Origin of the sequence: Brevundimonas vesicularis, assembly GCF_044807075.1 — a bacterium.
GTDB classification, from domain to species: Bacteria; Pseudomonadota; Alphaproteobacteria; order Caulobacterales; family Caulobacteraceae; genus Brevundimonas; species Brevundimonas vesicularis_G.
Map to the genome: position 1 here is coordinate 346,907 of NZ_CP085234.1, position 11,958 is coordinate 358,864.

The window sequence follows — 11,958 nt, forward strand, 5'->3', positions numbered from 1 at the left end:
GTTAAGCTTTCGTGTGGCCGCTACGAACGACGGCTCACGGCCATCGTCGGCAACTGCGTTAGCCGACCAGTAGCTGTCTTTCCTCTGCGACAGACCCTGCGATGAAGGCGACCAGATCGTTGAACGGCAGCGGCTTGGAAACCCAATAGCCTTGGATCGTATCGCAACCCAATGCGGCCAGGGCGTCTAAGACATCTTCAGTTTCAACGCCTTCGGCGACGACAGACATGCCGAGGCCATGGGCCAGATCGACTGTCGACTTGATGATCAGGCGGTCGCGGGCGCTCTCGACCACATCGAGGATCAGGGATCGGTCGATCTTCAACTCATCGGCGTTCAGCATCTTCAGATAGCTGAGCGAAGACAGGCCGGCGCCGTAGTCGTCGATCGAAATCCTCACCCCCGCCGCCCTATAGGTCGCGATTGCCTGGGCCGCGATCTTCGGGTTTTCGATGACGGCGGTTTCGGTGATTTCAAAGATCAGATCGGCGTCGCAGCCCTCGATCAGTTGAAGCGCGCGCGTCCGGAACGCCTCGTCTACGAGGAGACGTCCCGAGACGTTCAGGGCGATCGCTATATGAACATCGTTGGCCCTCAGCGCGGCCTGATCCTCGATCGCCTTGACGATGCTCCACTCCGTCAGAGCCCGGATCTGGCCTGTCTGTTCGGCGATGGGGATGAACAGGTCCGGCCCGATCCGGCCGCGAACCGGATGATGCCAGCGGCAGAGCGCCTCGACGGACACTGTCGTGCCGTCCGACGTCTTTCGCTTGGGTTGATAGTACAGACTGACGTCATTCGTGCGTAGGGCGTCGCGAAGCTCGGACATCAGGGCGAGGTTGTTGTCGGGATCGACGAAGGTCGCCTCGTCATAAAGCACCGTACGGTCTTCCGAGAGATCGGCCTGATTTAGGGCGGTCGTCGCCCGCTCGATCAGGGCGTCGCCGCTGGCCGAACCGGGCTCTTGGGACGCGCTGCCGATGCGAACGAACAGATCCAGCGGCTGGCCCTCGACGACAAAGGTCGTCTCCACGGCGCGAAGCGATCGGGCCAGGTCGACTTGTTGATCGGCCGACAGATCGGCGCGCGCGAACGCGAGCACCGACGACGAAATCTGCGCGACCAGGTCGACATCGGCGAGCTCGGCCAGACGCTCGGCAAGCTGAACCATCAGCGTGTTGGCGACGTCATAACCGACAACCCCTCGCATCTCCGCATGACGATCCACGCCGACGGCGAACACAGCGACACTGAGTTCAGCTTTAGCGATCGTTTCGCCGATGTCCGTCAACAGGGCGCGGCGATTGGGAAGGCCCGTCTCTGGCTCGTGCATGGCCAGATGGAGCAGGCTCGCCTCGCGCGCCTGAATGATGGCCTGGGCCTGACGGGATAGTTCGACCCGCGTCGCCCAGATCGCCATCAGAATCTGCGTTCCGAGAAGGGCGGCGATGTCGATGCTGATTGGCGCCCAGGCCTGGAGGAGGACCGGCAGGACAATGATCAGGGCGGCGATCGCGACATGGCGCACAACCAGCCGCCGCAGCGCCGTTCCCCCGCTTCTGGCAGGCTGGAGCGCAGCGATAAGGACGGCGCAAAGGATCAGCAGGGCCAGCGGGCTGAGGCTGATCAAGGCCCGTCCGTCAGCGATGCTCTCATAGGCGAGGGCGTGAATGATGACGCCGGGCAAGAGCCCGACGGGCGTGGCGAACTCGTCGCCCAACTCCAGCGCCGTGGCGCCCAGCAATATCCTTTTTCCCCGCACGAGCGAAGGGTCGAAGCGGCCGCGATAAACGTCCTCGAAACTGAGGTGCGGGATCGACTTCTGCTTGATCCCAAAATCGACGGTAAAGCCGCCCTGACGTACCGGAGCGTCGGCCAGCAGGGCCGCGACCGATGGCGGCGCCGCCTCCGAAGCGCCATAGGAATAGTGGCGTACGCGTCCATCTGCATCGACCGGCACATTGACCGAGGCGAGCAGAGCGTCTTTCAGCAAAGGCGCGATCGGACGATTGCCTGATCTGCGCATCTCACCGGCGCCGTACGATTCCATCTGCTCAAACGTCGCCAGAGCCACCTGACCAGGGTGACGCGACACCGCAGCCGCCAGCGCCTGATCCGAGGCCGGATTCGACGGCGCGCTGAAATCGACGTCGACAGCCACCAGGGTCGCCCCTGCCGCCATCAGATTGTCGATCGCTTGGGCATATCGCCGCCGATCCCAGGGCCAGGCTTTGGCGGCGGTCAGACTTCTGGCATCGATCTCGACGATCGTCAGGGTGTGGGTGGCGTTCCGTTCAAGAACGGAAAAGCGCGCAGCGGCGGCGACATCGTCGATGGGGCGGAACGCGCCGGACAACAGGCCCGCGCCCACAATCGCCAGCGCCGCGACGCTCCAAATCGCCGCGCGCAAGCGTCCTAAATCAAGCGCTCTGAACGACACGATCAACCTTTTGGCGGACGACCGCCAGCCCCGCCGTTGCCGTTGCCAGAGCCGCCGTTGCCCGAGCCGTTGCCGCCGTCTCCGCCGCCGCCAGAACCGCCCGCGCCCGTCCCGCCGTTGCCGTTGCCCGAACCCGAGCCGCCATTGCCGTTGCCGTTACCGTTGCCGCCGTCTCCGCCGCCAGAACCGCCCGCGCCAGTCCCGCCGTTGCCGTTGCCCGAACCCGAGCCGCCGTTGCCGTTGCCCGAGCCGTTGCCGCCGTCTCCGCCGCCGCCAGAACCGCCCGTGCCCGTCCCGCCGTTGCCGCTGCCCGAACCCGAGCCGCCGTTGCCGTTGCCCGAGCCGTTGCCGCCGTCTCCGCCGCCGCCAGAACCGACCGTACCGGTCCCGCCGTTCCCGCTGCCCGAACCCGAGCCGCCGTTGCCGTTGCCGTTGCCGCCATTGCCGGAGCCGTTGCCGCCGTCTCCGCCGCCAGAACCGCCCGCGCCAGTCCCGCCGTTGCCGTTGCCCGAACCCGAGCCGCCGTTGCCGTTGCCTGAACCCGAACCGCCGTTGCCGGAGCCGTTGCCGCCGTCTCCCCCGCCAGAACCGCCCGTGCCGGTCCCGCCGTTGCCGTTGCCGTTGCCCGAGCCCGAGCCGCCGTTGCCGTTGCCCGAACCCGAACCGCCATTGCCGTTGCCGGAGCCGCCATTGCCGGAGCCGTTGCCGCCGTCTCCCCCGCCAGAACCGCCCGTGCCCGTCCCGCCGTTGCCGTTGCCCGAGCCGCCATTGCCCGAGCCGTTGCCGCCGTCTCCGCCGCCGCCAGAACCGCCCGCGCCGGTCCCGCCGTTGCCGTTGCCCGAACCCGAGCCGCCGTTGCCGTTGCCGTTGCCTCTACCGACACCGCCCGATGCAACGGCAGAGCCGACAGGCGAGCCGTTGTTTGCGCCAGCGCCGCCGCCGCTCTGTGCAGATGAATTTCCGCTCTGAACAGAGGTTGTGTCGGTCGAGTTGGACGTCGCCGCTGCGGGTACGCTTGCGGCGCTGTTGTTCACAGCTGCAGAGGCGGTTGATCCGGTTGAAACCGGGCTCGTCGTTGCCGGGGGGTTTTGAACCAGACCATCGGTCAACGTCTCGTAGTCAAGGCTCGGCGTGGTGACCGGCGTTGTTTCTGTAGGAACGGCTGCAGCTGGCGTTGACACCTCAACACTGGTCGGTTGCTGCCGCGGAACCAGCGCGGTGGCGCCCGCCGCGACGTCGCTGACCGCATTGCCGCTGTTGGAGCGGACCTCCACGAGACCTTCGGCCACATGCACACGGTCGCCCATCGGATCGACAGTGACCGTAAACGTCGTCCCTTTGACGACGGCGGCCAGCAGCGGCGTCTCGACACGGAAGTGGGGTTGGCGCTGTCGGTCGACCTGGAAGAGAGCCGAGCCCAGATCCTGCAGAACCCGCGTCATGCCTCCGGCTTCCGGCGCGAGGGTGGTGCGGCTGTTCGGTCCTACCACGACCCGCTGTTGGCCGTTCGTGATCAGCGCGCGACCGTTTCCGCCTGTGGTGACGCTGGTTCCCGTCGGTAATACCAGACCGACCGCGCCGTTCGCGATGGGACGCGCGGGTATGGCCACGCGAACAACACCAGAGACTTCCCGCACCCGCCATTCATCAGCAAACGCCTGAGTGGGATAACGCACGAAGAAGAAGAGAACGACGAAAAAGACCGCGTAGCGACGAGCCATGACAGGATCCTGACATAGTATTTCGACCGTCCTGATATCACTCCATGCCTGCCAAGCTCTTAACTCGCTATATTAACAGGATTTTCAGCTCGACCGCCTAGATTGCCTTTTCTAGTCGGAGAACTGCGTGCGCCACATTTTCAATACTGCATGGTTAAGAACGGCGGCGATCCTCTTCGGATTGGTCGCGGTGCTGACCGTGGCGACGACGGGCCAAGTTCGCGCCGATGCGGAACCGAACGCCTCAGCAGACGGCGGCTGCGCCGGTTGCCTTGTCTTGACCAGCATGCTGATCCAAGGCGTCAGCGCCTATCCTCTCGCCGATCTGGCCGACACCTATGACCAGCAGCTGGCGCGCCGCGTCTCGGTCGATGATCTGGTGCAGTCCGCGAATGCGATTACGGCCCGGTATCGCAACGACGGCTACTTTCTGACCCGCGCCGTGGTCGCCGAAACCGATCCGGCGATCGGCGCCGCCCGCATCGTGGTGTTCGAGGGCTATATATCGGAACTGCAACTGACCGGTGAGGGCGCCCGGGCGGTCGAACCGATCCTGAAGCCGTTGGTGAACCAACGCCCCCTGACCATCGGCGAACTGGATCGCCGTCTGTCGCTGGCGTCCGACGTTCCGGGGATCAAGCTGACCAGTCGCATCGAACCCGTCATCGGCGACCCGGCGCAACACCGGCTTGTGGTCGAGACGCAAATGACCTCGGGCAGCGCTGGCGTCTATGTCGACAATCGCGGTTCCGAGAACCAAGGCCCGTGGCAGGTCTACCTGTCCGGCGCCCGAAACTCGACCTTCACGCCGGGTGATCAAATGACGCTGGGCGTTCTGACCGTTCCGGAGCGACCGAAGGAACTGACCTATGTCGATGCGTCCTACTCCGTCGTTGCGCCGGGTGGGGGCCGCCTTCGTTTCGGCGTCTCGGGCTATGAGACGGATGCGCCGATCCAGAACGCGTCGGGCTGGATCGGCGGCAGCAGCCGCATGGCCTCCGTCACCCTTTCGCATCCCCTCATCCGGTCGCGAGACAAGAACCTCTGGCTGAACGTCGGAATGGATGTGCGCCAGGTGGAACAAAACTACGCCGCGAGCGGCCGCTCCGACGAGACCCTGACCGTGGCGCGCGTCTCGGTGGCGGCGCAACGCCGCTACAGCCCAGGCTGGGTCGCCGGCTCGGTGCAGCTGTCCAAGGGGCTCGACGCTTTCGGGGCCACGACCCAGCGGTCGCCCCTGAACACGCGCTATGACGCGACCGGCGAATTCGTGAAGGTCAACGCACAGGTCAGCGCCTATCGGGACCTGAGCAAATACGTCGGCGTCTATGTGGAGGCCGCAGGACAGTGGTCGGACGATCCCTTGCTGAGCTCCGAAGAGTTCTTCGTGGGCGGTCCGACCTATGGCCGGGCGTATGACTATGGCGAGACCAGCGGCGACAAGGCCGTCGCCGGCATGATCGAGGCTCGGGTCGGATATGACCCGAAGGGCGACCTGATCTCCTTCGCCCAGGCCTTCGCCTTCTTCGACACCGCAAAGGTCTGGAACAAGATGCCCGGACGGGATTGGTCGGAACGCTTGTCTTCCGCCGGTTTCGGCTCTCGCATCACCTTCGACCGCAAGACCACCCTGCGTATCGAATTCGCCAAACCCCTGTCCCGCGCGCCCTACAACGAACCCGACAAGGGCTGGCGCACCTTCGTGTCGCTGTCCAAACAGTTCTAAGGCGCCAAGGACCATCGATGGCCCGCAAAGGGCGCGCAGCGTTGACAAAGGGACGCGACGCCGTGGCAGGCTTAAGTTTTCTAGGAAGATGGCGCACCCGGAGCGATTCGAACGCCCGACCCTCAGATTCGTAGTCTGATGCTCTATCCAGCTGAGCTACGGGTGCGGCTGCCTTGCGGCGAGGGCGGGTCTTTAGCCGGTGGATCGGGCGGACGCAAGCGGGGGAATGCAGTTTCTGCGTCTGAAGCTGTTGGCGTGGCGACCGCGACGGCTTAGGCCTGTCTGACGCTCCCCTGCTTTCGGATCTTCCATGCGCTTCTTCCGTCGCCAGATCGCCGCCGTGCTGGTTCCCGTCCTCCTGGCGGGATGCCAGACCGCGACAGCCAGCCAAGGCGCGCCCTCGGCGACGACAGCATCGCCGCAGGCCGTGTCGGCCCCGTCGCCGGCCGCATCGCCCGCTCGGGGGCCGTTCGTCGCAGCGGCGAATCCGTTGGCGGTCGAGGCGGGGATGACTGTGCTCCGGCGCGGCGGATCGGCCGTGGACGCCGCAGTGGCGATCCAAGCGGTGCTGGGGCTGGTGGAGCCGCAGTCGTCGGGCCTGGGCGGCGGCGCCTTCTTGATGAGTTATGACGCCGAGACTGGAACCGTCACGGCCTATGACGGGCGCGAGACGGCGCCGGCGTCGGCGACGCCCAAGCTGTTCTACGAAGACGGCAAGCCCCTGCCCTTCATCGACGCGGTGCTGTCGGGCCGCTCGACCGGGGCGCCGGGGGCGGTGGCCATGCTGGCGATGGCGCAGAAGGACCACGGCAAGCTGGCTTGGCGTGATCTGTTCGGGGACGCCGAGCGGCTGGCGCGCGACGGGTTCACGGTCAGCCCGCGTCTGGCCGGCATGATCAATGGGCGCAATCCGCAGGCGCGCACGCGGTGGGCCAGCGCCTATTTCACCAAGCCTGACGGCACGCGATATCAGACGGGCGATACGTTGAAGAACCCGGCCTACGCCGACACGGTCGCGCGGTTGGCACAGCAGGGGCCGGGCGCCATCTATGGCGGGCCGATCGGGCGCGACATCGCGGCGGCGGTTCGCGAAGGACCGCGTCCCGGCGGTCTGACCGAGGCGGACATCGCCGGCTATCGTCCGTTGCGCCGAGACGCCTTGTGCCGGCCCTACCAGGCCTATGTGATCTGCGTACCGCCGCCGCCGTCCAGCGGCGTCGCGCTGCTGGAATTCCTCGGTATGGCCGAGGCGACGCCGGATCTGGACAAGGGCGCGACCAGCCCCGAGGCCTGGGTGGCCTTCGGGCGGTTGCAGCGGCTGATGTACGCCGACCGGGACCGCTATATCGGCGACAACGACTTCGTCGGCGTGCCGATCGCGGGTCTGCTGGATCCCGCCTATGTCGCGTCGCGCGCGGCTCTGGCCCCTCAGGTGAACGGCCCGGTCGAGGCCGGCGCCCCGACGGGATCGCCGCCGCGCGGGGCCGACCAGACCGCCGAGCCGGGCGGCACCTCGCACATGGTCGTGGTGGACGCCTGGGGCAATGCGGTCAGCATGACTACGACGGTCGAGAGCATCTTCGGCAACGGCCGGATGGTCGACGGCTTCTTCCTGAACAACCAGCTGACCGATTTCTCCTTCACGCCGCTGGAGGACGGGCATCCGGCCGCCAATGCGGTGGCGGCGGGCAAGCGGCCGCGCTCGTCTATGACGCCGGTGCTGATCCTGGATCGTCAGGGGCGGCTGGTCGGCGCCATCGGCTCGCCGGGCGGGTCCAGCATCCTGGCCTATGTCGCCAAGGCCTTGGTCGGGACGCTGGAGTGGAACCTGTCGATGCAGGAGGCGATCGCCCTGCCCAATCTGGTGGTGCGGGGCGAGATGGTCGGGGCTGATACGGACATGATCACGCCGGATATTCGCGACGCCCTGGCGGCGGCTGGCATGGCCCTCAAGCCCAACGCTACCGAGACCTCGGGCCTGCATGGCGCGATCTGGCGCGACGGGCGCTGGGACGGCGGGGCCGATCCGCGACGCGAGGGCGTGGCGGTCTCGGAGGTTCGCTAAAGGCTCAGCGGCCGGGACGGATCGACAGTTGGAAGGCCAGCAGGCCTTCGCTGACGTCGGTGTCCAGGCCGTTCATGCCGCGCAGACCCTTGCCGGCGTCGATCTCGCGATAGACGACGCCGAACGAGGTCTGCATGTCGCCCTTGCGATAGGCCACTCCGATCGAGGCGTCGCCCAGGAAGCTGCCCTTGTCCTGGGTGTAGCCCGAACGGGCATAGTCGCCGTCGCGCGTGCGAGCGAAATTGTAGCCGACCGCCCGGCCGGATCCGGCGGCGTACAGATACCAGCGCGGCCGTTCGCCGAACCGCTCGCGGCCGTTCGGGGCAAGACGATCCAGCCCCTCGCCGATCTTCAGCGTAATCCCGGCCTCGGCCGAACGGCCTTCGCTGCCGACGCCCAGGCCTGCGTGGGGCGTCAGGCTGACTTCCAGGCCCGAGGTGGTATGGCCGCGCGCGCCGCGGAAACCGCGCACATAGCGCAGGTCATAGGCGTCGGGGTCCAGCTCGGCCCGGTCGACGGGCGTGACCGGCAGGGGCGAGCCGTCGGCGCGGCGCAGACGGCCGGCCGTCTCCAGCGTCACCCGGTCGGTGAAGTCGGTGCGATCGATCCAGACGTCGTTGCGTGTACTGGCGAACAGGCCGGATCGGTCGTCGGGACGGAAGGCGGTCGGGATTTCGATCTGGGCGCCGAACCGAGCGTCAGGTGCTACGCGAAAACGCGTCTGTTCAGTCAACCGCGCCTCGACATCGGGCGAGGCGTCGAAGGCGTTGGGCGCCCAGGCCTGTGCGCAGGCGGCGCTCGCGCCGGCCATCGCCAACACGCTCCCCAAGCCGACAACACAGGCCTTTAATCGCATCCGGTCTCCCCACCGATCCGCTGGACACACACTGCAACCCGCAGGCGCGAGAGTCCAACGGCTTTTGGTCATAGTTTCGTCGCTTTTGAACGAGGACGACCAGCAGCGGTTCCAAAATGAAAAAGGGCCCCGCTGTCGCGGAGCCCTTCGGATCGTTAGGTGCAGATGGCCCTATTGGCAGGCCAGGCACTCGTCATAGTCGGTCTTGGGCAGGGAGAAGAGATCCGGCTGGTTCGGATCTACCGCCTCTTCGGCCTTGTCCTCGGCGCCCGCGAAGGCGGCGCGCTGCACCGACTTGGAGCGTAGATAGTACAGCGACTTCACGCCGCGCTCCCAGGCGGACCAGTGCAGCATGTGCAGGTCCCATTTGTTCACGTCGCCGGGGATGAAGAGGTTCAGCGACTGGGCCTGGCAGATTTCCGGCGCGCGGTCGGCGGCCAGTTCGATCACCCAGCGCTGGTCCAGTTCGAAGGCGGTCTTGAACACGCCCTTTTCGTCCTCGTTCAGGGCGTCGAGGTGCTGGACCGAACCTTCGTTCTCCAGAATGGAGCTCCACACCGCCTCGGTGTTGATGCCCTTTTCGTCGAGCAGGCGCTCCAGATAGGGGTTCTTGACCGCAAACGAGCCCGACAGGGTCTTATGGGTGTAGATGTTGGCCGGGATCGGCTCGATGCCGGCCGACGTGCCGCCGCAGATGATCGAAATCGAGGCGGTGGGAGCGATGGCCAGCTTGTGGCTGAAGCGCTCCATCACGCCGCGCTCCTCGGCGTCCAGGCACGGGCCCTTCTCTTCGGCCAGCAGGCGGCTGGCCTTGTCGGCCTCGCGACGCAGATGTTTGAACAGGCGCATGTTCCAGGACTTGGCCATGGCGCTTTCGAAGGCCACGCCCTGACCTTGCAGGAAGGAGTGGAAGCCCATCAGGCCCAGCCCCACCGAACGCTCGCGCTTGGCCGAATAGACGGCGGCGGCCATGGCGGGGGGGGCGCGGCGGATGAAGTCTTCCAGCACATTGTCAAGGAACCGCATCAGGTCCTCGACGAAGCGCGGCTCCTCGCGCCATTCCAGGAACGTCTCGGCGTTCACCGACGACAGGCAGCAGACGGCGGTCCGGTCCACGCCCAAGTGGTCGCGGCCGGTGTGCAGCATGATCTCGGCGCACAGGTTCGACTGTTTGACCTTCAGGCCCAGGTCGCGCTGGTGCGGCGCCATCTGGCGGTTCACCGTGTCCGAGAAGATCAGATAGGGCTCGCCGGTCTGCATGCGGATGTCCAGCAGCTTGGTCCACAGCGAACGGGCGTCGACGGTCTTCATGACCGCGCCGTCCTTGGGCGATTTCAAGTCGAAGGTTCCGCCGACCTTGACCGCCTCCATGAATTCGTCGGTGACGTTGATGCCATGGTGCAGGTTCAGGGACTTGCGATTGAAGTCGCCAGACGGTTTGCGGATTTCCAGGAACTCTTCGATTTCCGGGTGGTGGATGTCCAGATAGACAGCGGCCGAACCGCGGCGCAGCGAACCCTGGCTGATCGCCAGCGTCAGGCTGTCCATCACGCGGATGAAGGGGATGATGCCCGAGGTCTTGCCCGCGCCCTTCACCTTTTCACCGATGGAGCGGACGCCGCCCCAATAGGTGCCGATGCCGCCGCCGTTCGAGGCCAAGGCGACGTTTTCGTTCCAGACGTTCTGGATGCCGTCCAGGCTGTCGCCCACCGCGTTCAGGAAGCAGGAGATGGGCAGGCCGCGATCCGCGCCGCCGTTCGACAGGACCGGGGTCGCCGGCATGAACCACAGGCGGCTCATATAGTCATACAGGCGCTGGGCGTGTTCGGCGTCGTCCGAGAAGGCGGTCGAGACCCGCGCGAACATGTCCTGATAGCTTTCGCCCGGCAGCAGATAGCGATCTTCCAGCGTCTTCTTGCCGAAGTCGGTCAGCAGATCGTCGCGCGAGCGGTCAACCTGGACCGATTTGACCACGGTCAGGTGGGGGCGCTCCGGCGTCGGCGTCGCCGCAACGCCTTGGAATTCCGTCGTCTTCAATGCCTCGCCGCCAGCCATGGTCATCTGCGTCCTGAACAAAAAGTCGTTTGAGCCGCCCGCGCCGCGACCACATCATCTTGTGGCCTCTGCGCTCCCCGAGCCCACATATAGGGCGCATATGCCTAATGACCCGTCAACGGGTTGACGCCGACCATTGTGGGCGAATCGGTCGGACAAGTCCCAGCCGTCTGGGGAAAAGCCCGCGTGCAAGCCAGCACGTCCGTTTTACGCGCCTGCGACGGCATGATCACGAACGCGTGATCGGAACGACTGCTCAGCTTGGCCGTTGGCTCGCCCATGACGCTTTCTGACTTACGCGCCTTTTTGATACGCGCCCTGACGGTCGCCCGCACGGAAATCGCCGCGCTTCTGGCCCTGCTGGTCGTCGCCGGCGGCGTTCTGACCTTCGCCGGTCTCACCGATGAGATGACCGAGGGCGAGGGGCAGGCCTTTGATCTTCATGTCCTGGCGCTGATGCGGCCCTATGCCGACGATCCGGGCCGACCGTGGGGGCCGTGGTGGCTGAAGGAGGCGGCGGCGGACATCACCTCGCTGGGCGGCATCTCGGTGCTGGGGCTGTTCGCCCTGATCGTGATCGTCTTTCTGCTCAGCCAGCGGAAATGGCTGTCGTCCCTGCTGCTGGTCATTGGCCTGGCCGGCGGCGTCGCGCTCTCGGAAGGCCTGAAGGCCGTGTTCGAACGCGCCCGCCCCCCTGCCGCCGCTCAGGCGGTGGAGACGATCAACGCCAGCTTCCCCTCCGGCCACGCCCTCTTGTCCACCGTCTTCTATCTCAGCGTCGCTGTCATGCTGACCCGCGCCTTCCCGCGCGAGCGGTTCAAGGTCTTCGTGCTGGGCGTCGGCGTTCTGCTGGCCCTGCTGGTCGGGCTGACGCGCATCTATCTGGGCGCCCACTGGGCCACCGACGTCTTCGCCGGCTGGGCGGTCGGCGCGGCCTGGGCCATGGCCCTGTGGCTGGTCGCCTATGGGGTGGCGCGCTGGCAGAAGCGCCACCGTGCGGCGCTGCAGGACGAAGCCTCCCCGATCGAAGCCGCCCCCGACCCGACCAAAGTCTAGGCCCGCGATCCGCCTCGCGGCAGGCTAGTCTGAAGACAT

At 66.2% G+C, this 11,958-nt stretch carries 7 protein-coding genes and 1 tRNA gene; 3 read left to right on the top strand and 5 right to left on the bottom strand.

Annotated elements, in window-relative coordinates; all coding sequences use genetic code 11:
- Nucleotides 1–58: 58 nt before the first annotated feature.
- Together LG306_RS01690 and LG306_RS01695 are read right to left on the bottom strand one after the other, a co-directional pair.
- A complete protein-coding gene (locus LG306_RS01690; protein WP_404417595.1) occupies nucleotides 59–2,410 on the bottom strand; it encodes a putative bifunctional diguanylate cyclase/phosphodiesterase in 2,352 nt (783 codons plus the stop codon).
- 32 nt (nucleotides 2,411–2,442) lie between these two features.
- Nucleotides 2,443–4,161: a FecR domain-containing protein gene (locus tag LG306_RS01695; protein WP_404417598.1), complete on the bottom strand. Its 1,719-nt coding sequence runs from the start codon at nucleotides 4,159–4,161 to the stop codon at nucleotides 2,443–2,445.
- Nucleotides 4,162–4,288: 127 nt separating this feature from the next.
- Here LG306_RS01695 and LG306_RS01700 point away from each other — a divergent pair, with 127 nt between their 5' ends.
- The gene (locus LG306_RS01700; RefSeq protein ID WP_404417601.1) at nucleotides 4,289–5,887 is read left to right on the top strand and encodes a ShlB/FhaC/HecB family hemolysin secretion/activation protein; all 1,599 of its coding nucleotides are present in this window, start codon (nucleotides 4,289–4,291) and stop codon (nucleotides 5,885–5,887) included.
- Between the two features lie 89 nt (nucleotides 5,888–5,976).
- Here LG306_RS01700 and LG306_RS01705 read toward each other — a convergent pair.
- Nucleotides 5,977–6,053: transfer RNA gene (locus LG306_RS01705), tRNA-Arg, on the bottom strand.
- Between the two features lie 144 nt (nucleotides 6,054–6,197).
- Between LG306_RS01705 and LG306_RS01710 the strand changes: the two genes are divergently transcribed.
- Entirely contained in the window at nucleotides 6,198–7,952 is a 1,755-nt protein-coding gene (locus LG306_RS01710; RefSeq protein ID WP_404417604.1) for a gamma-glutamyltransferase family protein, read from the top strand.
- 4 nt (nucleotides 7,953–7,956) lie between these two features.
- On the opposite strand, the gene LG306_RS01715 is transcribed toward LG306_RS01710, so the two are convergent.
- Both LG306_RS01715 and LG306_RS01720 read right to left on the bottom strand, forming a co-directional pair.
- Complete coding sequence (locus tag LG306_RS01715; RefSeq protein WP_404417607.1) at nucleotides 7,957–8,763, bottom strand: lipid A-modifier LpxR family protein; 807 nt, start codon at nucleotides 8,761–8,763, stop codon at nucleotides 7,957–7,959.
- Nucleotides 8,764–8,979: 216 nt separating this feature from the next.
- Entirely contained in the window at nucleotides 8,980–10,863 is a 1,884-nt protein-coding gene (locus LG306_RS01720) for a ribonucleoside-diphosphate reductase subunit alpha (RefSeq protein ID WP_404419618.1), read from the bottom strand.
- Nucleotides 10,864–11,142: 279 nt separating this feature from the next.
- Here LG306_RS01720 and LG306_RS01725 point away from each other — a divergent pair, with 279 nt between their 5' ends.
- A complete protein-coding gene (locus LG306_RS01725; protein ID WP_404417610.1) occupies nucleotides 11,143–11,919 on the top strand; it encodes a phosphatase PAP2 family protein in 777 nt (258 codons plus the stop codon).
- Nucleotides 11,920–11,958: the final 39 nt, after the last annotated feature.